A 23136-nucleotide genomic window follows, 5' to 3' on the forward strand; every position below is an offset into this window, starting at 1 on the left:
TTCCGGCGTGGTTGCATCCATCGACGAGTAATCGACTGCTTTAGCGATAAAGCTTAAAAGAAGCCTCCGCCTGAAAGGGTGGGGGCTTTTTGTGTTTGAGAGGAGCTGTGTCTTCGCTGCTGGCGGGATCTTTCGAAACCCAGAGCCCAGCGTGCTTGAAATTCCTGCCTGCGCAGGGATGACGAGAGTGCAGAAATGTGTCGTCTCGGACATGTTGCAGGATGATATGGTGATAAAATGCCTTCCAAATTCCGCCTTTCATTGATCGATTGTCCCAGGATTACAGTAAGGAAAGGTCATAAACTGCGCCGAAAAAACACTCCCTTGAAAAAAGTTCACTAAAACCACACTTTAACACTTGCAAGGTGACAACTGTGGCTATATAACGAGGCCCGCTTCAAGTTCTTGAGAGAGTTTGAAAGCGCCTGAGTATTCCCTGAAGGGACGCTGTAGGAGTGTAGCTCAGTTGGTAGAGCACCGGTCTCCAAAACCGGGTGCCGGGGGTTCGAGTCCCTCCACTCCTGCCATTTATTTGACGTATCCGTCACCATTTTGAACTTAAGGATTGGTAGAAATCATGGCGAAGACATCACCGGGAAAATTTGCCCAAGAAGTCCGTCAGGAAGCGAAGAAGATCACATGGCCAACACGTAAAGAAACTTTTGTTTCTACGGGTATGGTTTTTGTCATGGTTTTCTTAGCCGCGATTTTCTTTTTCCTCGTAGACCAGATTTTGTCTACGGCGGTAAAAGCCATCTTTAGCTGAGGTAGAGATCCATGGCACAAGCACGTTGGTACGTTATTCACGCCTATTCCGGCTTTGAAAACAAAGTAGCACAGACCATCCGTGAACAAGCGGACAAAAAAGGTCTGGGTGACCTGTTTGAAGAAGTTCTGGTTCCGACTGAAGAAGTCGTTGAAATGCGTCGTGGTAACAAAGTCACCGCCAACCGTAAATTTTTCCCAGGCTACGTTCTGGCAAAAATGCAGTTGACCGATGAAACGTGGAACATGGTGAAAAACACCGCGAAGGTTACGGACTTCCTGGGTGCGCAAGGCAAGCCTGCGCCAATCAGCGAAGAAGAAGCCCAGCGTATCCTGCATCAGGTACAGGAAGGTGTTGAACGCCCACGCAACAGCGTTTCCTTCGAAATCGGTGAAGAAGTTCGGGTTACAGACGGACCGTTCGCTTCCTTCAATGGTCTGGTTGAAGAAGTCGATGAAGAAAAAGCCCGCCTCAAAGTATCCGTTTCCATCTTCGGTCGTTCGACCCCGGTGGAACTGGAATACAACCAGGTCGATAAGGCTTAAGTCTTTCTGGCTTGAAAAGAATTTGAAAGAGCGAGGTTTATACCTCGCTTTTTTGTTGTCTGGGTCCCTGATTTTATGGGGCGATGAGGGGAAAACAACGGCTCTTCGCCTTTTTTACAGTTATGTGTAAATAAAGACTCGACAAGGGTGGTCAAGCTCAGTATAAGGCGCGGCGTTTTGCTTTCTTCTGGATTGCAAACGATAAGAGTGTGGGAGGCCAAGTCAAGCCCGACCACACAACCCGGTAACACTATAAACTGAGGTTTATTATGGCTAAAAAAGTTGCAGGCTTTATCAAGCTGCAAATCGCTGCTGGTCAAGCAAACCCGTCCCCACCCGTGGGTCCGGCTTTGGGTCAAGCAGGTCTGAACATCATGGAATTCTGTAAGGCGTTTAACGCTGCGACACAAAAAATGGAACCGGGCACACCGATTCCTGTTGTGATCACAGCTTATGCTGACCGTACATTCACTTTCGAAACCAAACTGCCACCTGCTTCTTACTTCATTAAGAAGAAAATCGGCCTGAAAAAAGGTTCCGGTACAACAGGTCAGGGCTTTGTTGGCAAAATCACCAAAGCACAATTGGCTGAGATCGCAGAAGAAAAAATCAAAGACATGAACGCCAACACAATTGAGGCGGCTGTGAATTCTTTGGCTGGTTCTGCACGTTCTATGGGCGTAGAGGTAGTGGATTAAGATCATGGCAAAAGTTGGTAAACGTCTTACTGCGGCCCGTGAAGGCTGGGACAAGCTCGCTACATTCTCTGCAGCTGAAGCTTCCAAAATCGTTAAAGATGGCGCAAAAGCCAAATTCGACGAAACAATCGAAATCGCTGTAAACCTGGGTGTTGACCCACGTCACGCTGACCAGATGGTTCGCGGTGTTGTTGCTCTGCCACACGGCACAGGTAAAACAATGCGTGTTGCTGTTTTCGCACGTGATGCAAAAGCAGAAGAAGCCAAAGAAGCTGGTGCTGACCTGGTTGGCGCTGAAGACCTGATGGAAAAAATTCAGGGCGGCGAAATGGACTTCGATCGTGTAATCGCGACACCTGACATGATGGCTGTTGTTGGCCGTCTGGGTAAAGTACTTGGTCCACGTGGCCTGATGCCGAACCCAAAACTGGGTACAGTTACACCGAACGTTAAAGACGCTGTTTCTAACGCAAAAGCTGGTGAAGTTCAGTTCCGCGTAGAGAAAGCTGGTATCGTTCACGCTGGTATCGGTAAAGCATCCTTCTCAGAAGAGCAAATCGCTGAGAACGTCACCGCTTTCATCGCAGCGATTAACAAAGCCAAGCCATCTGGCGCTAAAGGCACCTACCTGAAGTCCGCGACTGTGTCTTCTACAATGGGTGTTGGCGTTAAGCTTGACATTGCAACTCTGGTCGGCTAAAAGCCGCTTCGAGTTTTAGAGATTCTCCGGCTCTTTGTTTTGCGAAGGGCCGGAGTTGATCGAAAGGTGAAAGACCTTTCGTGACTGTCCAAGACTGAAGGTGCGGGGTTCGCCTCGTTTAAACATTTGGCCTTCATAGACGGAAGTAAAGAATTTGATGCCCGCGCGTTGTTCGCGAGCCTCTCTTGAACTGACCTTCTGTGACAATTTGAGACAGTGGAACCGGGCAGGTGAAATGATTTCGCCTGTTCATTATCCATCGGATGTTTGGCCCCGTTCGGGGGTGGATGTCTAAAAGAGTATCGGAGACGACATGAACCGTACCGAGAAAGAAGAACTCGTAGCAGAAATGCGCGACGTGTTTGCGAGCAGCTCTACAGTTGTTGTTGCCCACTACAGTGGTCTGACAGTAACAGAAATGGAAGAGCTTCGCGGCAAGATGCGTGAATCTGGTGCTGGCTTCAAGGTTACGAAAAACCGTCTTACTAAACTCGCTCTTGCTGACAGCAAGTTCGAAGGCCTTGGCGAAATGCTCAGTGGTCCGACTGCGATTGCGTATTCGGAAGATGCTGTTGCTGCCGCCAAAGCTTCTGTGGAATTCGCTAAGAAAAACGAAAAGCTCGTTATTCTTGGTGGTGCCATGGACGAAACTGCGCTTGACGTCGCTGGTGTAAAAGCTCTGGCTTCTATGCCTTCTCTCGACGAACTGCGTGGCAAGCTTGTGGGCGTGCTTCAGGCACCTGCTCAGAAACTTGCAGCTGTTACACAAGCACCTGCTGGCCAACTGGCTCGCGTATTCGGTGCTTACGGCAAAAGCGAAGCTTAAGACCGGTTTTAATATTTTATTTTTACAGAAGACTAAAGTTCTAGGAGTTATGAACTATGGCTGATTTGGCTAAACTGGTAGACGAACTATCTACACTGACTGTTATGGAAGCTGCTGAGCTTTCTACTATGCTCGAAGAAAAATGGGGCGTTTCTGCTGCTGCTCCTGTTGCTGTAGCTGCTGGTCCAGCTGCTGCTGGTGGCGAAGCTGCTGAAGAAAAAACTGACTTTGACGTTGTTCTTGAGTCCGCTGGCGACAAGAAAATCAACGTGATCAAAGAAGTTCGTGGCATCACAGGCCTGGGTCTGAAAGAAGCTAAAGAACTCGTTGAAGGCGCACCTAAGCCTGTTAAAGAAGGCGTTGCTAAAGACGAAGCTGAAGAAATCAAAAAGAAATTGGAAGAAGCTGGCGCTAAAGTCGCTCTTAAATAATTTCTTGAAGCCTTCTGGCTTTAGATTTTTTGAAAAGACGGTCCTTCAATTGAAGGGCCGTTTTTTTATTGCTGATAAGGAGTTAGCTCTTAGTTTGGAAAAAATCTAGAATTTTTCCAAACAACGGGTTGCACCCTTGTAAAGCTTCATCTAAAAAGGCATACGCTTTTTTAATTTAATGATACTTCTAAGGGGAAGACACATGAAAGCTGATGATCACAGAAAAGTAGCACAATGGCACCTGAAGCAAGCTGAACTGCACGAAGCTTCTGGCGACTATTCTTGCGGTTGCCCGGCCAACGAAGAAAACACTCGTATTATCGAGATCGTTGAATCCGGTAAAATCGAAGAAGAAAACGAATGCTCTCTCGCTTAATGTGGGTGAAACATTACAGTTTCTAAAAAACGGTCCTCAAGCGAGGGCCGTTTTTTTGTTTGTGAATAATCTTATGGACGATGAATATCTGGTCGCAGTGGATCAGAATGCAATGGACAGAAATGAATGAACCTGTCATGGATAATTGACAGATCCTTGATGAAAGCGCTTTGGTGCGGCGTGTGAGAATGAAAGGTTTGCCAAATGCCAAAATCGATAGAAAAGATGTTGATCTTTGGTGATGAAATTGGGGTAAATCAAATTCTACACTATCTTCCAGCCAACCGAATTGCCGGCGTTGTCGCAGCTTTTAATCGGCCGGAGGATATCACCAAGATTGAAAAAATGGCCCTCGAAAAGAAATTGCCTATGCTTGTTCAGCCCCCTCGTAAGGATGAGAAGGCGTGGGATACATTTATCGAGAATGTACGAGATTTGAAACCTGATGGGCTTATTTGCAACAGTTACAGTCTTTTGATCTCTGACGATCTGCTATCGTTTGTCGAGGGGTGCGCGTTTAATATTCACTATTCTCTCTTGCCGAGAAATAGAGGGCCTCATCCAATTGAATGGGTGCTGAAAAAGAAAGAAGATGTGACGGGTGTGACAGTACATGTCATGTCAGCTGAATTTGACAAAGGTGACATCATTGCACAAATTCCTGTGAATGTTTTGGACACCGACACGCCACTTAGTCTCGCAATGAGCCTATATAAAAAATCTATTATTTTGATGGAGACAGTCTTGCCTCGATTAGTGTCGGGTCAATGGGCGGGGAGGCCACAGGACGAAAACCTCGCCACTCATAACGCTCCCCTCTCAAAAGAAGAAATCGAAATTTTACATAAGGGGTAAATCCCGGGCGTGGAGGGAACTTTACCTTAGTGGTTGATCTGTTCGCCCTCAATACGGTTACGCCCGGACCGTTTGGCTTTATAGAGTAATTCGTCCGCCCGCCCGATCATAGGGTCGGACCATTGTTCCGGGGCTTCATCATAATGATTGTAGCCGATGGAGACCGTGAATGTGATTTCGCCGTTCTCTTCATCCGCTATTTTAATTTGTTCAACAGCCAGGCGGAAGATGGCGAGCTGTTCTTTGAAACTGTCGTGATCTTGCCCAAAGCAAATCAGGCAGAATTCTTCTCCGCCATAGCGGATGACCCAGTCATTGTCCCGGCGGAAAATGCGATGCATTTCATCGACAAAAGCAATTAGGCATTCATCGCCTTTGACATGGCCGTAGGTGTCATTGATTTTTTTAAAATAATCAATGTCCAGCATGGCTACGCCCACGCTTAATCCACTGCGATTGGCCAGCTTGATTAAGTTGGGCGCATGGTGGGTCAGGAATTGTCGGCTGCGCGCGCCCGTAAGAATATCGGTTTCATTCATCAAAGCGAGTTCAGCGTTGGCGATTTCAAGTTCTTTCGTGCGTGCTGCGACTTGATCCTGTAGTTCTTGTGTGAACCCCTGAATGCGTTTGCTCATCAGGTTAAAGGCTTCGATGGCGGGTTTGGTTTCGTCTGCCTGGTCTGTTTTGATGGGGGAATAGTCCCCACTCATGATGGCAACGGCCGCCTTTTCCAGATTGCGCAACGGCCGGATCATGAGGTGGGAGAGATAACGCGCGATGACAAAGAACAAAAGGGCAGAAGCCAGATAAGCCATTACGGCCTTGAATAGTAGTTCGTTTAAGGCATTGGTCGTTGCGGTTTGGGAAAGCAGACTGTGCAGGGACCAATTCTCTCCACTCAGACGCGGGGAGGAAAGATAGATACCGGCAGGCAGTTTAATTTGTTCTGACTGATTAATGTTCAGCTGGATATTCACCTTTTCAATGGATTGGGAACTGACTAGCCAGGCACCCCGGTCAGTTTCAAAATAAAGCCGAGTGGAACGGTTGATTTTGTTGTCTTTCAGATGCGCCTGCAAAAGCTTGAGGATATTACTGCGCAAAACCAGTTTGCCATCCGGTACATCCAACAGGATGGATTGTTCGATCAGCGCATTGGGGGGAGCAGATGTTGCGGGGGCAGCCACATTGATAAATCGCGCGCCCTCTTTATAGAAAGTTGCGCTTTGGAAATAGGGATAGCGTTCAAACAGGTCGGCAACGCTTTTGGTGATGAACTTGCGCCCCATAAAGGCAAGCCAGTTGACGTCATCATAGGCAGAGGCCACATCGCCATCTTTGTTTAATGTCTGCATCAGTCCATGGTGACGTTTCAGCGTGTCATTGATTTCACGTTCCACATAGCGGTTGATCTGATTGACCTGTTGTGTTTCAGAACGATGCAGTTCCTGGCTGAAATGATAATAGTAAAACCAGGTGGCAAGGCCGAATACGCAGGTAAAGACCAGCAGGATCGCCAGGAATATCTGATGCTGAATACGCATGGGGCAGGGCTCAGTCAAACATCTGAATGAGGCTTTGATAGTCTTCAAAGCTCATGCCGATGTAACGTTCCAGTCGTTTGGAAAATTGACCGGACTTTTTATCTTCCACCATGAATTCTGCAATTTTTTGGTTCAGCATCTTGTCTTCATGACGGCTGCCCCAGGCGAGTTCGGACCGTTTGGGCTGGGCAGGGAAGAGGGGGCGGAGCTTGTCTTTAAACTGCCCGACCTCAAACACCCGATAAAGCACACCGACCGCATCATTGATCCCTATATCCGCTATGCCGCTGGCGACAGGCTGATAAGACATGGTGGCGCGTGCCTTGGTGTCTTTGGGGAAGGTCAGCAGGTTGATCTTTGTTGGATCGTTTTTGTAATTGGCGGGCAGCTCAAATGTGCCGACCTTGTCTTTCAGTGGTGTAACATAGGTCTGGCGATAGGGTAGGTTATGTTTATGAAGCTCGTTGATCAACAAGCCATAGAAGCTCATAGACTCATAGGTCAGGATGCTTTGACCGATCAGGTCTTCATAAGATTGAAAGCGTTTGCCTTTTTGTGCAAAGAACAGTTCCACATTTTCCAGATAGGGGCTCATATGGATCCGGGATTTGCGCGCGTCCGTCACAGTGAAGATTTCTGCGGCCACATCAATCTGATCATAAATGCCAGGCGTGCCCATTTTGCTTAGGGCTTTGTCGGTGGGGTTTTGTTTCCAGTAAGTGGAAAAGGAAGGGATTTCCACCAGATTGATTTTCAGTCCATGCAGTTTGGCAAAATCCTGCACCATCTCATACATCATCCCAGGCTTTTCCGGACTGGCCGGACGGTAGACCACCTGTGCTGCCGGGCGCACACCGACGTTGAGTGTACCGGATTTAGTAATCTCGTCCCAGTCACGGGCCTCTGCGCTTGTTACGGATAGTATAAGTCCAAGAAGTGCTGGAATTATTTGTTTCATTTGGCTCTTCCTTTTTCACGCCTTACTTACAGGTGAGCTTATTGGAAGGGTGAAATGGAATCAAGGAAGCTTATGGTGATGTGAGGGATTGTTTGGAGAGCGTTTTTTTTCTTTACATTTTCTGAGCATTCCCTATAAAGAATGCAAATCGCTGGGCTGGATTGAATCGTTGATTCGATCCGGCCCGGCTGTCTTTGTCTGTATTATGCGTATGAAGACACCTCCGTCTCTAACCCGGATAGGCCGTAGCCAGGCCGATAAAGTTAGGGATTTCTTGGAGTTGGTTCACTTTCTTGGTGAGCTTTTTGGATTGAAATTGCATCAAGGTTCGGCGACTGGCGGTGTAATGGCTAATCCTTCACTTTATATCCTTGAGGACACTAATGGCGACTCCGCTAATTAACCGCAAGCGTATCCGTAAGAGCTTCGGTCGTATCCCGACTGTTGCCCCGATGCCGAACTTGATTGAAGTTCAAAAATCATCCTACGAACATTTTCTGCAAGCCACAGTAAAACCAGGCGATCGTATTGATAACGGTCTGCAGGCTGTCTTTAAGTCGGTTTTCCCGATTAATGACTTCTCTGAGCGTGGCACGCTGGAATATGTTTCCTACGAATTTGAAGAGCCTAAATACGACGTTGAAGAATGTCAGCAACGTGGCATGACTTATTCTGCCCCGTTGAAAATGACCCTGCGTCTGGTTGTTTGGGACGTTGACGAAGATACCGGTGCGCGCTCGGTTCGCGACATTAAAGAACAGGACGTTTACATGGGCGATATGCCGTTCATGACGTCTAACGGTACATTCGTTGTAAATGGTACGGAACGTGTAATCGTATCGCAAATGCACCGCTCCCCTGGTGTGTTCTTCGATCACGACAAAGGTAAAACGCACTCTTCAGGTAAATACCTGTTCGCAGCGCGTATTATTCCTTACCGCGGTTCATGGCTGGATTTCGAATTTGATGCGAAAGACATTCTGTATGTCCGTATCGACCGTCGTCGTAAGCTGCCTGTGACCACATTGATGATGGCCCTGGACAACCAGGAAACAGCTGACAAACGCGCAGCTGGCGAAACCTTCGAAGTTGGTGATGCGGTTGGCATGTCCCCAGAAGACGTTCTGAACTTCTTCTATGCGACTGTTGAATACACACGTGGCAAGAAAGGCTGGCAGACAGTCTTTGATGCAGAACGTCTGAAAGGCGTAAAGCTGATGCACGATCTTGTTGATGCCAAAACAGGTGAGACTGTTCTGGGTATCGGTAAGAAAGTGACGCCACGCCAAGCCAAGAAACTGGCAGAAGCAGGTCTGACGGATACACTTGTTTCTCAGGAAGAAATGATCGGCAAGTTTGTTGCTTCTGATCTGGTGAACGAAAGCACTGGCGAAATCTTCGTCGAAGCAGGTGGTGAACTGACAGCGGAACTTCTGGAAGAACTGGAAGCTGCTGGCGTCACTGAGCTGCCATTGCTGTCTATCGACCACGTAAATGTTGGCCCGTACGTTCGCAACACACTGGCTGTTGATAAGAACTCTACCCGTGAAGAAGCGCTGATCGATATTTATCGTGTCATGCGTCCGGGTGAGCCGCCAACCCTTGAGTCTGCAGAAGCTCTGTTCGAAAGCCTGTTCTTCGATCAGGAGCGTTATGACCTGTCTGCGGTTGGTCGTGTTAAAATGAACATGCGTCTGGGCTTTGATGAAATCCCTGACACCATCCGTACATTGCGTCGCGAAGACATTCTGGAAGTTCTGCGTATCCTCGTTGAACTGAAAGATGGTCGTGGCGAGATTGACGATATCGATCACCTGGGCAACCGTCGTGTTCGCTCCGTTGGTGAATTGATGGAAAACCAGTACCGTATCGGTCTGCTGCGTATGGAACGTGCGATCAAGGAACGTATGGGCTCTGTCGATATCGACACTGTAATGCCACACGATCTGATCAACGCGAAGCCAGCCGCTGCTGCTGTTCGTGAATTCTTCGGCTCATCGCAGTTGTCACAGTTCATGGACCAGACGAACCCACTGTCAGAAGTGACGCACAAGCGTCGTCTGTCAGCCTTGGGCCCCGGTGGTTTGACACGTGAACGTGCGGGCTTTGAAGTTCGTGACGTACACCCAACGCACTATGGTCGTATCTGTCCGATTGAGACCCCTGAAGGTCCGAACATTGGTCTGATCAACTCTTTGTCCACATTTGCCCGTGTCAATAAATACGGCTTCATCGAAAGCCCGTATCGCCGTGTTGAAAATGGTCAGGTAAGTGACGAAGTTGTGTATCTTTCTGCGATGCAGGAAGGTCGCTACACAGTGGCTCAGGCGAACGCGAACCTGGATGAAAACGGTTGCTTCGTTGATGATCTGATCTCTTGCCGTCAGGCGGGTGAATATATCATGGCGCAGCCTGAAGACATTACGCTGATCGACGTATCGCCAAAACAGATCGTATCTGTTGCGGCCGCGATGATCCCCTTCCTGGAAAACGATGACGCCAACCGTGCCCTGATGGGTGCGAACATGCAACGTCAGGCCGTTCCACTTCTGCAAGCTGATGCACCACTCGTTGGGACAGGCATGGAAGAAGTTGTCGCGCGCGATTCCGGTGCTGCAATTGTTGCAAAACGTGCAGGTATCATCGATACCGTTGATGCAACACGTATCGTGGTACGTGCCGAAGGTGACGACGCGTCCACAGTTGGTGTTGATATCTACACTTTGAAGAAATTCAAACGTTCCAACCAAAACACCTGTATCAACCAGCGTCCGCTGGTGAAAGTTGGTGACATGGTTCTGGCTGGTACTGTACTGGCTGACGGTCCATCAACTGATCTGGGTGATCTGGCACTGGGGCGTAACGTGCTTGTGGCCTTCATGCCATGGAACGGTTACAACTTCGAGGATTCTATTCTGATTTCCGAACGTATCGTACGTGACGACGTCTTCACTTCTATCCACCTGGAAGAATTTGAAGTCATGGCGCGTGATACCAAACTGGGTCAGGAGGAAATCACCCGTGATATTCCAAACGTTGGTGAAGAGGCCCTTAAAAACCTTGATGAAGCCGGTATCGTTTACATCGGTGCGGAAGTAAAAGCTTCTGATATTCTGGTTGGTAAAGTGACACCAAAAGGCGAAAGCCCAATGACACCGGAAGAAAAACTTCTGCGTGCCATCTTTGGTGAGAAAGCTTCTGACGTGCGTGATACTTCTCTGCGCATGCCTCCTGGTGCTACTGGTACTGTTGTTGAGGTTCGCGTCTTTAACCGCCGTGGTGTGGAAAAAGACGAACGTGCGTTGGCGATTGAACGCGCTGAGATCGAACGTCTTGCAAAAGACCGTGATGACGAGCGTAAAATCCACGAACGTAACCTTGCTGCCCGTATGAAGTCCACAGTTGTTGGCCAAATCGCGGTTGCCGGTCCAAACGGCATGGAAACCGGTGTTGCAATCACTGAAGAAATGCTGGATCAGTTCAACCCGGGTCAGCTGATCCATGTTGCGGTTGAAAATGATGACGTTCAAAGCGATGTTGAATCTCTGAAGAAACACTTTGAAGATGCCATTGGTCATGTTCAGGAACGTTTCGAAAATAAAGTTGAGAAACTGCAACGCGGTGACGAACTGCCACCAGGGGTAATGAAGATGGTTAAAGTCTTCGTTGCGATCAAGCGTAAGCTGCAGCCTGGTGACAAGATGGCCGGTCGTCACGGGAACAAAGGTGTTATTTCTCGTATCGTTCCGATCGAAGATATGCCTTACCTGGATGACGGTACGCACGTTGACGTGGTTCTGAACCCACTGGGTGTACCATCACGTATGAACGTTGGTCAGATCCTTGAAACACACCTGGGCTGGGCTGCTGCCGGTCTTGGCCGCCAAATCGGTGAGCAACTTGACGCTGCGAAGCGTTCCGGTGCTTATGATGGCGTTCGCGACAAGCTGCAATTCGCTTATGGTGATGAAATCTTCAACGAACATGTTGCTGACATGGACGATGGCGAGATTGACGAACTGGCAGGTAACCTGCGTAAAGGGGTTCCAATGGCGACACCTGTCTTTGACGGTGCGTCCCAGGACGATATCTCCAAGCATCTGGAAATGTCCGGTTTCAATGCATCCGGTCAGTCCACATTGTATGACGGCCGTACGGGGGATCAGTTCCACCGTCAGGTGACCGTTGGTTACATCTACATGCTGAAACTGCATCACCTTGTTGATGACAAACTGCACGCCCGTTCCATCGGCCCGTACAGTTTGGTTACACAACAGCCATTGGGCGGTAAAGCCCAGTTCGGTGGTCAGCGCTTTGGTGAGATGGAGGTATGGGCCCTTGAAGCATATGGTGCTGCCTATACTCTGCAGGAAATGCTCACGGTTAAGTCCGATGACGTTTCTGGTCGTACGAAAGTGTATGAAGCCATCGTTCGCGGTGAAGACAGCTTCGAAGCCGGTATTCCGGAATCCTTCAACGTTCTGGTGAAAGAGCTTCAAGCGCTTGGCCTGAATGTCAACATGAACCAAGGGGAACTCTAATATGTCGGAATTGATGAAATTCTTTGGTCAAGTTAGCGGCGCTCAACAGTTCGATAACTTGCAGATCAATATCGCAAGCCCTGAGAAAATCCGTTCTTGGTCTTATGGTGAGATTAAGAAGCCTGAAACTATCAACTATCGTACCTTTAAACCGGAACGTGACGGCCTGTTCTGCGCCCGTATTTTCGGCCCGGTAAAAGATTACGAGTGCTTGTGCGGTAAATATAAACGCATGAAGTACAAAGGGATCGTTTGTGAAAAATGTGGCGTTGAAGTGACATTGACCAAAGTGCGTCGTGAACGCATGGGTCACATCGAACTTGCAGCACCTGTTGCTCACATCTGGTTCCTGAAGTCTCTTCCTTCTCGTATCGGCCTGTTGCTGGATATGACGTTGAAAGATCTGGAACGCGTTCTCTACTTCGAAAACTTCGTTGTTGTTGAACCGGGCCTGACGCCATTGAAACAGAAAGAGCTTCTGACTGAAGAACAGTATATCAATGCTGTTGAAGAATACGGTCAGGATGCGTTCACAGCGGGCATCGGTGCGGAAGCAATCCGTGACATGCTGGCTGAGATCAACCTGGAAGACGAAATGGAAGATCTGCGTGAAGACCTTCGCGAGACAAACTCCGAAGCCAAGCGTAAGAAGTTCGTTAAACGTCTGAAACTGGTTGAAGCTTTCCTTGAATCAGGTTCCCGTCCTGAGTGGATGATCCTGGAAGTTGTTCCGGTCATTCCACCAGAACTGCGTCCACTGGTCCCTCTGGACGGCGGTCGTTTTGCGACGTCTGATCTGAACGATCTTTATCGTCGGGTGATCAACCGTAACAACCGTCTGAAGCGTCTGATCGAACTGCGCGCACCGGAAATCATCGTACGTAACGAAAAACGTATGCTGCAGGAATCCGTTGACGCACTGTTCGACAACAGCCGTCGTTCCCGTCCGATCACTGGTGCGAACAAGCGTCCACTTAAGTCTCTGTCTGATATGCTTAAGGGTAAGCAGGGTCGCTTCCGTCAAAACCTTCTTGGTAAGCGTGTCGATTATTCTGGTCGTTCGGTTATCGTGGTAGGTCCTGAACTGATGCTGCATCAGTGTGGTCTGCCGAAGAAGATGGCGCTCGAACTGTTCAAGCCGTTTATCTATGCGAAGCTGGAACTTTACGGGATGGCAACCACCATTAAAGCAGCAAAGCGTATGGTGGAAAAAGAACGCCCGGAAGTTTGGGATATTCTTGAAGAAGTTATCCGTGAACACCCAGTGATGCTGAACCGTGCACCAACACTGCACCGTTTGGGTATCCAGGCGTTTGAACCGACGTTGGTTGAAGGTAAAGCGATCCAGTTGCACCCGCTTGTTTGTACGGCCTTTAACGCTGACTTCGACGGTGACCAAATGGCGGTACACGTACCGCTGTCTCTGGAAGCACAGCTTGAAGCCCGCGTACTGATGATGTCTACAAACAACATCCTGCAACCGGCTTCTGGTAAACCGATCATCGTACCTTCACAGGATATTGTATTGGGTATTTACTACCTCTCAATGCAGCTTGATGAAGAAAAAGGCGAAGGCATGCAGTTCTCCGGCGTTGGTGAAATCCACCAGGCGCTTGACAATGATGTTGTCAGCCTGCACGCGAAGATCACATGTCGTTACCGCACAATCGATGAAAATGGTGATGAAGTTGTTGAACGTGTTGAAACAACACCTGGCCGTATGCTGCTTTCCGAGCTGTTGCCACGCCACATCGAAGTGCCGTTCTCTCTGATTAACCGTCTTCTGACGAAGAAAGACGTTTCCAACGTCATCGGTGAAGTTTACCGCCACGTGGGTCAGAAAGAGACTGTTATCTTCTGTGACCGTATCATGGGTCTTGGTTTCAAATGGGCCTGTAAAGCAGGTATCTCGTTTGGTAAAGACGATATGGTTATTCCTGAAGCGAAAGCGCCGCTGGTTGCTGAAACCAAAGACGCCGTCAAGGAATTCGAACGTCAGTATATGGACGGTCTGATCACACAGCGTGAGAAGTACAACAAAGTGGTTGATGCCTGGTCACACTGTAACGATCAGGTGACATCAGAAATGATGAAGGAAATCTCGCGCGTTGAGCCGGGCGTTCCTGTCAACTCTGTATACATGATGGCTCACTCCGGTGCCCGTGGTTCGACTGCCCAGATGCGTCAGCTTGGCGGGATGCGTGGTCTGATGGCCAAGCCGTCTGGTGAGATTATCGAAACACCGATTATCGCGAACTTTAAAGAAGGTCTGACCGTACTTGAGTACTTTAACTCGACACACGGTGCCCGTAAGGGTCTGGCAGATACGGCTTTGAAAACAGCGAACTCCGGTTACCTGACACGTCGTCTGGTAGACGTTGCACAAGATTGCATCATCTTCGAAGACGATTGTGGGACGGAAAACGGCCTGACAACACGTGCTGTTGTTGATGGTGGTGACGAGATTGTTTCTCTGTACGAACGTATCCTTGGTCGTTCTGCGGGTGAAGACATCACACACCCTGAAACAGGTGAGTTGATCCTTGCTGCTGGTGAACTGATCGAAGAAGAAGAAGCCAAAGCGATCGAAGAAGCCGGTGTAGAAACCGTCAAGATCCGCTCGGTTCTGACTTGTGAAGCTGAAAACGGCGTTTGTGCCACATGTTACGGCCGCGACCTGGCCCGTAACACCAAGGTAAACCGTGGGGAAGCAGTTGGTGTTATCGCTGCCCAGTCCATTGGTGAGCCTGGTACACAGCTGACCATGCGTACGTTCCACATTGGTGGTGCGGCGACTGGTGGTGCGGAACAGAACTCCATCGAAACTTCTTACGAAGGTAAAGTGAGCCTGGTCAACTGCCAGACAGTTAAGAACTCCGCAGGCGTTGATACGGTCATGAGCCGTAACACCGAACTGCTGTTGATCGACAACACTGGTAAGGAACGTGCCCGTCACCGTATTAATTATGGTACAAAACTGTTTGTCATCGACGGTCAGACCGTTGAACGTGGCACCAAGCTTGCTGAATGGGATCCGCACACATTGCCGGTTCTGACAGAAGTAAACGGTACAGTTAAGTTCCTCGACCTGGTAGACGGTGTTTCTGTCGCCGAACAAACGGACGAAGCAACGGGTATTGCTTCTAAAGTTATCGTTGACTGGAAATCCCTGCCTGCTGGTGCGGATCTTGTCCCACGGATTGCAATCGTTGACGAAAATGGTCAGCCGATTGAAATGGCAAACGGGTCTCAAGCCACTTACGCAATGTCTGTTGACTCTGTACTGTCCATCCAGGATGGCGATACGGTTCACGCGGGTGACACATTGGCACGTATTCCACGTGAGTCTGCCAAGACCCGTGACATTACCGGTGGTCTGCCACGTGTGGCCGAACTGTTCGAAGCCCGTAAACCAAAAGACCATGCTATCATCACCGATATCGATGGCCGCGTGACCTTTGGTAAGGACTATAAAAACAAGCGTCGTATCGTTGTCACACCTGAAGGTGATGATGCTGAACCAATGGAATTCCTTGTTCCAAAAGGTAAGCACATTTCTGTACAGGAAGGTGACTACGTACGTAAAGGTGACCCATTGATGGATGGTAGCCCGGTTCCACACGACATCCTGCGCGTTATGGGTGTTGAGGCACTGGCTGAATTCCTGATCGCTGAGATCCAGGACGTTTACCGTCTGCAAGGGGTTATGATCAACGACAAGCACATCGAAACGATTGCACGTCAGATGCTGCAAAAGATCGAAATCACCGATCCGGGCGACACAACCTTCCTGGTTGGCGAGCAAGTGGATCGCGTTGAATTCCGTCGTGAGAACAAGAAGACTGAAGAACGCGGCGATCGTATCGCTGTTGGTCAGCCAATCCTTCTTGGTATCACGAAGGCGTCTTTGCAGACACAATCCTTCATCTCCGCAGCGTCCTTCCAGGAAACAACCCGCGTTCTTACAGAAGCGGCTGTTTCCGGCAAGAAAGACTACCTGCTGGGTCTGAAAGAAAACGTCATCGTGGGTCGCTTGATCCCAGCCGGTACGGGCGCTTACATGAGCAAAGTCCGTCAGGTTGCTGCCGAGCGTGATCGTGAAGCTGGCTACGTGCCAGAACACGAACAAGCTGCACAAGCTGCCGCTGCCGCCCAAGCCGAAGCCGAAGCTGCACACACTGCTGCTTTGACGGCTGGCGAAGGCACAGAGGAAGCACCTGCTGCTCCTGCTGAATAAGCGGACGACGTTCAAGTCAAAAGAAAACCGGGTAGGGCATTTGCTCTATCCGGTTTTTTTATTGCGCAAGGATTTCCAGAAGGCCGTCTATGACATCGCAGTGTTTTGATTTGGATACCCAGTCTACGATTGGATTGAAAAATTGTTTGGGGAGGCCTGGTTTCTCATTGGTGTTTTGGGCAAGATATAGTGTTGTAATCCAAACATTTTCTTTGGCACCATAACCACGTTTGGTGTCTCTATAGGCCTTGACTAACCCGATCCCCTTTATAATGAAGTAATCTTGTGTAACGCAGTCAGCACCTTGGGCAGATGTTACAAGTGTTTTGGTCCTATTTCTGCCAATGGTAATTGTATTCCAGTCTTTGTCAGCAAATTGATACGTATAAAAACCATGAGCATTATGGTTTTCGCGCCAAGTTTTTAACACATACTCTGTTTCACCATCGCTATTTATATCGATTTTATTCATGCCCAACTTAATGGGAATGATGTCAGCTGCAAGAGTTGGTGAGGACAAAAGACAAGCGATAAATAATAGGTGTTTCATTTTTATTCCTCCTGTCTTGTTTATGAAAAGATTATAATGGTTTTTCTATTCGTATAAAAATTCCCCAAACCTTTCATAGATCACATGATTGTATTATATTGAGAGGAACATTGAGGATGACGGCTTTGATTTTTGATACGCATGTGTTTGTAAAGAAATTGGTGGGCGCCGGAATGCCGGAAGCGCAAGCTGAGGTTTTGGCGGCTGAACAAACGCGTCTGATTGATGAGCAACTGGCGACCAAACAGGATTTGAAACATCTGGAATTGCAGATGCGCACCGACCTGAAACAGATCGAACAATCCATCACAATCCGGACCGGGGCAATGATTCTGGCGCTTGGTGGATTTCTGGCGGGTATCAAGTTTTTCGCTTGAGTGTAATGTCGGTTCTTTCTTCCTTGTCATCCCCGCGAATGCGGGGACCCAGCCAATTTAATGACGGTTTTTCTGGGTTCCCGCTTATGCGGGAATGACCGTTTCCTGAAGAAGGACGACCTGTTATTCCCTCACCCCACAGTTTCCCTTGACAAATGTTGAAATATCCATAGTATGCGCGGCCTATTGAGAGTGGAATCCGTTTATTTTCTATAAAGTGGATGGATTTCATATTGTTGTAACAGGAACGTTATAGCATCCGCGAAATTCAACTGACGCGAAGACAGCTGTGTCTGAGCGTTGGGTTTTTATGTTTTAAGCGCGTTATAACGTTGCGAGTGTGTCAAGGAACATACTGCATTATGCCTACTATTAACCAACTGATCCGCAAGCCGCGTAAGCCGAAACCAGTTCGTAACATGGTTCCAGCTATGGAAGCTTGCCCACAGAAACGTGGCGTTTGTACCCGCGTTTATACTACTACACCAAAGAAACCGAACTCAGCTTTGCGTAAAGTTGCACGTGTTCGTTTGACCAACGGTTTCGAGGTTACGTCTTACATCCCTGGTGAAGGCCACAACTTGCAAGAACACTCTGTCGTGATGATCCGCGGCGGCCGTGTGAAAGATTTGCCTGGTGTTCGTTACCACATCATCCGTGGTGTGCTCGATACACAAGGTCTGCAAGATCGTCGTCAACGTCGTTCGCACTACGGTGCGAAACGTCCGAAATAAGGGGTTTAGAATATGTCTCGTAGACGCGCTGCTGAAAAGCGTACAGTACTGCCTGATGCCAAATTTGGTGACGTTGTACTGACAAAATTCATGAACGGTTTGATGCTGGATGGTCGTAAGTCCGCTGCTGAAAAAATCGTTTACACTGCTTTCGATAACATTGAGAAAAAAACAGGTAACGACCCTGTTGCTCAATTCCACGAAGCACTTGAAAATGTTAAGCCTGCTGTTGAAGTCCGTTCCCGCCGTGTTGGTGGTGCGACTTACCAGGTTCCTGTTGAAGTTCGTGCGACACGTCGTCAGGCACTGGCGATCCGCTGGATCATCGATGCGACACGTAAGCGCAGCGAAAACACTATGGCTGACCGTCTGACAGGTGAACTCCTGGATGCGGCTCAAAACCGTGGTGCTGCTGTCAAAAAACGTGAAGACACACACCGTATGGCTGAAGCGAACAAAGCTTTCTCTCACTACCGCTGGTAAGATCGGATTTTCTAAATGGCTGATAAATATCCTTTGGAGAAGTATCGTAACATCGGCATCATGGCTCACATTGATGCGGGTAAAACGACAACTACCGAACGTATTCTGTACTACACTGGTAAATCTTATAAGATTGGTGAAGTACACGACGGTAACGCGACCATGGACTGGATGGAGCAGGAGCAAGAGCGTGGGATTACCATTACCTCTGCTGCGACAACGACGTTCTGGCGCGATCACCGTGTAAACATCATTGACACACCTGGTCACGTGGACTTTACCATTGAGGTAGAGCGTTCCCTGCGTGTACTCGATGGTGCTGTTTGTGTATTTGACTCCGTTGCCGGTGTTGAACCACAGTCTGAAACTGTATGGCGCCAGGCTGACAAATATGACGTTCCACGTATGTGTTTTGTCAACAAAATGGACCGTATGGGTGCTGACTTCTACCGTTGTGTAGATATGATTGTTGACCGTCTCGGTGCTGTGCCGCTGGTAACTCAGCTGCCAATCGGCGCTGAAGCTGACTATGCTGGTCACGTTGATCTGATCAAAATGAAAGCGGTTATCTGGGGCGGTGAAGAGCTCGGCGCGAAATTCGACTATGTCGATATTCCTGACGATCTGGCTGACAAAGCTGCGGAATACCGTGAGAAGCTGGTTGAAACTGCTGTTGAGCAGGACGACGACGCTATGGAAGCTTACCTGGAAGGTAACGAGCCTTCTGAGGAAACACTGATCGCCTGTATCCGTAAAGGTACAATCGGTCTGGCATTCGTGCCTGTTCTTTGTGGTACTGCCTTTAAGAACAAAGGTGTTCAGCCTCTGCTCGACGCTGTAATCGACTACATGCCAGCTCCGACTGACATTGCTGCGATTAAAGGTGTTGACGCGAAAGACGAAAGCATCGAAATCGAGCGTAAAAACTCTGAAGACGAGCCTTTCTCTGCGCTTGCATTTAAAATCATGAACGACCCGTTCGTAGGTTCTTTGACATTTGCCCGTATCTACTCTGGTTCTTTGGAAGCAGGTTCTTACGTGACAAACACTGTTAAAGGCAAAAAAGAACGTATTGGCCGTATGCTGCTTATGCATTCTGCGGAACGTGAAGAAATCAAGACAGCCTCTGCTGGTGACATCGTTGCCCTCGTCGGTCTTAAAGACACAACAACTGGTGATACTCTGTGTGCCAACGATAGTCAGGTTATCTTGGAACGTATGGAATTCCCGGAGCCAGTAATCGAAGTTGCTGTTGAACCTAAGACAAAAGCTGACCAAGAGAAAATGGGTATCGCCCTGGCTCGCCTGGCGGCTGAGGATCCATCCTTCCGCGTTAAGACTGACCATGAAACGGCTCAGACTATTATCGCTGGTATGGGTGAACTTCACCTGGACATTCTCGTTGACCGTATGAAGCGTGAATTCAAAGTTGAAGCAAACGTAGGTGCCCCACAGGTTGCTTATCGTGAAGCCTTCGGTAAAGAAGTTGAAATCGACTACACCCACAAGAAACAGTCTGGTGGTTCTGGTCAGTACGCCCGCGTACAACTTCGCTTCGGCCCGCTTGAAGAAGATGCTGAAACTCAGTTTGATTTCAAATCTTCTATCGTTGGCGGTAACGTACCGAAAGAATACATTCCAGGTGTTGAAAAAGGTCTTAAGACTTCTATGGACACTGGCTGTATCGCAGGTTTCCCTGTTGTCGGTCTTAAAGCTGAACTGTTCGATGGTGCATACCACGATGTTGACTCCAGCGTACTTGCTTTCGAAATCGCAGCCCGTGCTGCGTTCCGTGAAGGTATGCGTGAGTCCAACCCGAAACTGCTTGAGCCTATGATGAAGGTTGAAGTTGTAACGCCTGAAGAATATATGGGTGACATCATTGGTGACTTGAACTCCCGTCGTGGTCAAGTTAACTCGATGGACCAACGCGGTATCGCCCGTGTTGTTGACGCTCACGTTCCTCTGGCCAACATGTTTGGTTACGTGAACAACCTGCGTTCCCTGTCTCAGGGCCGTGCACAGTTCACAATGCAGTTCGACCACTATTCAGAAGTGCCGAATAACGTTGCCACAGAAATCAAGGAAAAGCTGGCGGGTTAATCCCGTCAGCTCCTGACTTAAATTTAATTGGAGTTACTTAGTAATGGCTAAGGAAAAATTTGACCGTTCGAAACCACACTGTAACATCGGTACAGTTGGTCACGTTGACCATGGTAAAACTACACTGACTGCTGCAATCACCAAAGTTCTCGCTGAAGTCGGCGGTGGTGAAGCTGTTGATTTTGCAAACATCGACAAAGCTCCTGAAGAGCGTGAGCGCGGTATCACAATTTCTACAGCACACGTAGAATACGAAACTGAAGCACGTCACTACGCACACGTAGACTGCCCAGGTCACGCTGACTATGTTAAGAACATGATCACGGGTGCTGCGCAGATGGACGGCGGTATCCTGGTTGTAAACGCAGCTGACGGCCCTATGCCTCAGACTCGCGAGCACATCCTGCTTGCCCGTCAGGTTGGCGTTCCTGCCCTGGTTGTTTTCCTGAACAAAGTTGACCAGGTTGACGACGAAGAACTGCTTGAGCTGGTAGAAATGGAAGTAACAGAACTTCTGGAAAGCTATGGCTTTGAAGATGTTCCTATCGTTGCTGGTTCTGCACTGGCTGCTCTGGAAGGCCGTGACGACAACATCGGTAAAGAGAAAATTCTTGAGCTGATGAAAGCTGTTGATGACCACATCCCACAGCCTGAAACAGATACATCCAAACCATTCCTGATGCCGATCGAGGACGTGTTCTCTATCTCCGGTCGTGGTACTGTTGTAACTGGTCGTATCGAAACTGGTATCACTGTTGTAGGTGACGAAGTTGAAATCGTTGGTCTGAAAGACACCCAGAAAACGACTGTAACTGGTATCGAAATGTTCCGTAAACTTCTCGACGAAGCAAAAGCTGGCGACAACGCTGGTGTTCTGCTGCGTGGTCTGAAGCGTGACGAAGTTGAGCGTGGCCAGGTTCTGGCTGCTCCTGGCTCCATCACTCCTCACAAGAAATTCACTTGTGAAGTTTACATTCTGACTAAAGAAGAAGGTGGCCGTCACACGCCATTCTTCGCGAACTACCGTCCACAGTTCTACTTCCGTACAACTGACGTAACTGGCTCCATCACGCTGCCTGAAGGCACAGAAATGGTAATGCCTGGCGATAACGTCAAGCTGTCTGTTGAACTGCTGGGTGCGATTGCGATGGACGAAGGTCTGCGTTTCGCGATCCGTGAAGGTGGTCGTACAGTTGGTTCCGGCGTGGTTGCATCCATCGACGAGTAATCGACTGCTTTAGCGATAAAGCTTAAAAGAAGCCTCCGCCTGAAAGGGTGGGGGCTTTTTTGTGTTTTGGGGGCAGTTGTTTCTTAAGCCTTGATTGCGAAAACTAACGCCGATAGAATTCTCATCCTTCAATTAGTGCTGTGGTTCACAGAAAAAAGATGACCCTAAAAACAATATCTAAACGATTGACTGTTTTGAATTGTGTGCTTTTGCCTCTCTGTCTGGTTTCTGTCGTAGTTTGGTTGGTCGTTGATAAGGGATTAGTCACTGTTGGAGGGTTTCTTAACTTCGAAAACTCTTTACTTTTTTTCGTCGGCTTCGTTGTCTCTTTGATCGTACATGGTGCAGTAAAATTCATTGTGGCACGTAAGTTGCCAACAAGGCCCTCCTTTGTGGAATGTATGTTTTCAGGCAAATGGGAGAAGCGCACAAAAATGCAGGAGTGGCTTAAAATTTGTCGCAATAAAACACCATCTGAAAGAAAGGTGTGGGTTAGAACAGTCCGTCTCCTTATTCTAAGTGTCAATTTTCTTTGGTTGATGGTTGTAGGTTACGGTTTTTATCAGTTTTATGAAGCGTTGGCTGGTATTACTTAGGTCTGGCATCTCTGTAGCCTAGAGGCCGTCTATGGTTGAAATGTTCCGTAAACTTCTCGACGAAGCACGTGCTGGCGATAACGCTGGTGTTCTGCTGCGTGGTCTGAAGCGTGACGAAGGTGAGCGTGGCCAGGTTCTGGCTGCTCCTGGCTCCATCACTCCTCACAAGAAATTCACTTGTGAAGTTTACATTCTGACTAAAGAAGAAGGTGGCCGTCACACGCCATTCTTCGCGAACTACCGTCCACAGTTCTACTTCCGTACAACTGACGTAACTGGCTCCATCACGCTGCCTGAAGGCACAGAAATGGTAATGCCTGGCGATAACGTCAAGCTGTCTGTTGAACTGCTGGGTGCGATTGCGATGGACGAAGGTCTGCGTTTCGCGATCCGTGAAGGGGGTCGTACAGTTGGTTCCGGCGTGGTTGCATCCATCGACGAGTAATCGACTGCTTTAGCGATAAAGCTTAAAAGAAGCCTCCGCCTGAAAGGGTGGGGGCTTTTTTGTGTTTTGGGGAGTGCCGGGGGCGAAACTCGGAATTGACTAAGGATTACTATTTTTATTTCAGTTTAATTACAAGTTATGCA

At 48.6% G+C, this 23136-nt stretch carries 19 protein-coding genes, 1 tRNA gene and 1 pseudogene; 18 read left to right on the top strand and 3 right to left on the bottom strand.

Going from position 1 to position 23136, the window contains the following annotated elements; all coding sequences use genetic code 11:
- The first annotated feature begins 451 nt into the window (after nt 1-451).
- From RYZ26_RS02495 to RYZ26_RS02535, 9 genes are all read left to right on the top strand, one after another.
- Nucleotides 452-527, top strand: a tRNA-Trp gene (locus RYZ26_RS02495).
- Between the two features lie 50 nt (nt 528-577).
- The gene (secE, locus tag RYZ26_RS02500; protein ID WP_317681566.1) at nt 578-766 is read left to right on the top strand and encodes a preprotein translocase subunit SecE; all 189 of its coding nucleotides are present in this window, start codon (nt 578-580) and stop codon (nt 764-766) included.
- Between the two features lie 11 nt (nt 767-777).
- Nucleotides 778-1311, top strand: coding sequence for a transcription termination/antitermination protein NusG (gene nusG, locus RYZ26_RS02505; RefSeq protein WP_317681567.1), 534 nt, complete (start codon nt 778-780; stop codon nt 1309-1311).
- Nucleotides 1312-1580: 269 nt separating this feature from the next.
- Nucleotides 1581-2009 (top strand): 50S ribosomal protein L11, encoded by a 429-nt coding sequence (rplK, locus tag RYZ26_RS02510; RefSeq protein WP_317681568.1) that lies wholly within the window; start codon nt 1581-1583, stop codon nt 2007-2009.
- 4 nt (nt 2010-2013) lie between these two features.
- Nucleotides 2014-2709 (top strand): 50S ribosomal protein L1, encoded by a 696-nt coding sequence (rplA, locus tag RYZ26_RS02515; RefSeq protein WP_317681569.1) that lies wholly within the window; start codon nt 2014-2016, stop codon nt 2707-2709.
- A 313-nt stretch (nt 2710-3022) separates the two neighbouring features.
- Nucleotides 3023-3535, top strand: a complete 513-nt coding sequence (gene rplJ, locus RYZ26_RS02520) for a 50S ribosomal protein L10 (protein ID WP_317681570.1) — start codon at nt 3023-3025, stop codon at nt 3533-3535.
- A 56-nt stretch (nt 3536-3591) separates the two neighbouring features.
- Entirely contained in the window at nt 3592-3966 is a 375-nt protein-coding gene (rplL, locus tag RYZ26_RS02525; RefSeq protein ID WP_317681571.1) for a 50S ribosomal protein L7/L12, read from the top strand.
- Nucleotides 3967-4168: 202 nt separating this feature from the next.
- Nucleotides 4169-4342 (top strand): hypothetical protein, encoded by a 174-nt coding sequence (locus RYZ26_RS02530; RefSeq protein ID WP_317681572.1) that lies wholly within the window; start codon nt 4169-4171, stop codon nt 4340-4342.
- Nucleotides 4343-4546: 204 nt separating this feature from the next.
- Nucleotides 4547-5197 (top strand): methionyl-tRNA formyltransferase, encoded by a 651-nt coding sequence (locus RYZ26_RS02535; RefSeq protein WP_317681573.1) that lies wholly within the window; start codon nt 4547-4549, stop codon nt 5195-5197.
- A gap of 26 nt (nt 5198-5223) precedes the next feature.
- On the opposite strand, the gene RYZ26_RS02540 is transcribed toward RYZ26_RS02535, so the two are convergent.
- Both RYZ26_RS02540 and RYZ26_RS02545 read right to left on the bottom strand, forming a co-directional pair.
- Nucleotides 5224-6741 carry a diguanylate cyclase gene (locus RYZ26_RS02540; protein ID WP_317681574.1) on the bottom strand — a complete coding sequence of 506 codons (1518 nt, stop codon included), beginning with the start codon at nt 6739-6741 and terminating at the stop codon, nt 5224-5226.
- 10 nt (nt 6742-6751) lie between these two features.
- Nucleotides 6752-7699, bottom strand: a complete 948-nt coding sequence (locus tag RYZ26_RS02545) for a transporter substrate-binding domain-containing protein (RefSeq protein ID WP_317681575.1) — start codon at nt 7697-7699, stop codon at nt 6752-6754.
- 383 nt (nt 7700-8082) lie between these two features.
- Between RYZ26_RS02545 and rpoB the strand changes: the two genes are divergently transcribed.
- Entirely contained in the window at nt 8083-12240 is a 4158-nt protein-coding gene (rpoB, locus tag RYZ26_RS02550) for a DNA-directed RNA polymerase subunit beta (RefSeq protein ID WP_317681576.1), read from the top strand.
- Between the two features lies 1 nt (nt 12241).
- Entirely contained in the window at nt 12242-16477 is a 4236-nt protein-coding gene (rpoC, locus tag RYZ26_RS02555) for a DNA-directed RNA polymerase subunit beta' (RefSeq protein WP_317681577.1), read from the top strand.
- A 58-nt stretch (nt 16478-16535) separates the two neighbouring features.
- Here the strand turns inward: rpoC and RYZ26_RS02560 are convergent, their stop codons facing one another.
- Entirely contained in the window at nt 16536-17027 is a 492-nt protein-coding gene (locus tag RYZ26_RS02560; RefSeq protein WP_317681578.1) for a hypothetical protein, read from the bottom strand.
- 116 nt (nt 17028-17143) lie between these two features.
- Here RYZ26_RS02560 and RYZ26_RS02565 point away from each other — a divergent pair, with 116 nt between their 5' ends.
- From RYZ26_RS02565 to RYZ26_RS02595, 7 genes and pseudogenes are all read left to right on the top strand, one after another.
- Complete coding sequence (locus RYZ26_RS02565; protein WP_317681579.1) at nt 17144-17404, top strand: CCDC90 family protein; 261 nt, start codon at nt 17144-17146, stop codon at nt 17402-17404.
- Between the two features lie 362 nt (nt 17405-17766).
- The gene (gene rpsL / locus RYZ26_RS02570) at nt 17767-18138 is read left to right on the top strand and encodes a 30S ribosomal protein S12 (protein WP_028880765.1); all 372 of its coding nucleotides are present in this window, start codon (nt 17767-17769) and stop codon (nt 18136-18138) included.
- 12 nt (nt 18139-18150) lie between these two features.
- Nucleotides 18151-18621: a 30S ribosomal protein S7 gene (rpsG, locus tag RYZ26_RS02575; protein WP_317681580.1), complete on the top strand. Its 471-nt coding sequence runs from the start codon at nt 18151-18153 to the stop codon at nt 18619-18621.
- 15 nt (nt 18622-18636) lie between these two features.
- The gene (gene fusA / locus RYZ26_RS02580) at nt 18637-20724 is read left to right on the top strand and encodes an elongation factor G (RefSeq protein ID WP_317681581.1); all 2088 of its coding nucleotides are present in this window, start codon (nt 18637-18639) and stop codon (nt 20722-20724) included.
- 43 nt (nt 20725-20767) lie between these two features.
- Complete coding sequence (tuf, locus tag RYZ26_RS02585; RefSeq protein WP_317681582.1) at nt 20768-21952, top strand: elongation factor Tu; 1185 nt, start codon at nt 20768-20770, stop codon at nt 21950-21952.
- A gap of 158 nt (nt 21953-22110) precedes the next feature.
- Entirely contained in the window at nt 22111-22548 is a 438-nt protein-coding gene (locus tag RYZ26_RS02590) for a hypothetical protein (RefSeq protein ID WP_317681583.1), read from the top strand.
- Between the two features lie 34 nt (nt 22549-22582).
- A pseudogene (locus RYZ26_RS02595) lies at nt 22583-22993 on the top strand (EF-Tu C-terminal domain-related protein); the annotation flags it as partial.
- Nucleotides 22994-23136: the final 143 nt, after the last annotated feature.

This window comes from Terasakiella sediminum (assembly GCF_033100395.1).
Lineage (GTDB): Bacteria > Pseudomonadota > Alphaproteobacteria > Rhodospirillales > Terasakiellaceae > Terasakiella.

Coding starts and splice junctions, on each gene's coding strand:
- RYZ26_RS02565 (WP_317681579.1), top strand. CDS start 17,144: ATGACGGCTTTGATTTTTGATACGCATGTGTTTGTAAAGAAATTGGTG.
- RYZ26_RS02530 (WP_317681572.1), top strand. CDS start 4,169: ATGAAAGCTGATGATCACAGAAAAGTAGCACAATGGCACCTGAAGCAA.
- rpsG (WP_317681580.1), top strand. CDS start 18,151: ATGTCTCGTAGACGCGCTGCTGAAAAGCGTACAGTACTGCCTGATGCC.
- RYZ26_RS02590 (WP_317681583.1), top strand. CDS start 22,111: ATGACCCTAAAAACAATATCTAAACGATTGACTGTTTTGAATTGTGTG.
- RYZ26_RS02535 (WP_317681573.1), top strand. CDS start 4,547: ATGCCAAAATCGATAGAAAAGATGTTGATCTTTGGTGATGAAATTGGG.
- rpoB (WP_317681576.1), top strand. CDS start 8,083: ATGGCGACTCCGCTAATTAACCGCAAGCGTATCCGTAAGAGCTTCGGT.
- rpsL (WP_028880765.1), top strand. CDS start 17,767: ATGCCTACTATTAACCAACTGATCCGCAAGCCGCGTAAGCCGAAACCA.
- secE (WP_317681566.1), top strand. CDS start 578: ATGGCGAAGACATCACCGGGAAAATTTGCCCAAGAAGTCCGTCAGGAA.
- RYZ26_RS02545 (WP_317681575.1), bottom strand. CDS start 7,699: ATGAAACAAATAATTCCAGCACTTCTTGGACTTATACTATCCGTAACA.
- fusA (WP_317681581.1), top strand. CDS start 18,637: ATGGCTGATAAATATCCTTTGGAGAAGTATCGTAACATCGGCATCATG.
- RYZ26_RS02540 (WP_317681574.1), bottom strand. CDS start 6,741: ATGCGTATTCAGCATCAGATATTCCTGGCGATCCTGCTGGTCTTTACC.
- rplL (WP_317681571.1), top strand. CDS start 3,592: ATGGCTGATTTGGCTAAACTGGTAGACGAACTATCTACACTGACTGTT.
- rplJ (WP_317681570.1), top strand. CDS start 3,023: ATGAACCGTACCGAGAAAGAAGAACTCGTAGCAGAAATGCGCGACGTG.
- RYZ26_RS02560 (WP_317681578.1), bottom strand. CDS start 17,027: ATGAAACACCTATTATTTATCGCTTGTCTTTTGTCCTCACCAACTCTT.
- nusG (WP_317681567.1), top strand. CDS start 778: ATGGCACAAGCACGTTGGTACGTTATTCACGCCTATTCCGGCTTTGAA.
- rplA (WP_317681569.1), top strand. CDS start 2,014: ATGGCAAAAGTTGGTAAACGTCTTACTGCGGCCCGTGAAGGCTGGGAC.
- rplK (WP_317681568.1), top strand. CDS start 1,581: ATGGCTAAAAAAGTTGCAGGCTTTATCAAGCTGCAAATCGCTGCTGGT.
- rpoC (WP_317681577.1), top strand. CDS start 12,242: ATGTCGGAATTGATGAAATTCTTTGGTCAAGTTAGCGGCGCTCAACAG.
- tuf (WP_317681582.1), top strand. CDS start 20,768: ATGGCTAAGGAAAAATTTGACCGTTCGAAACCACACTGTAACATCGGT.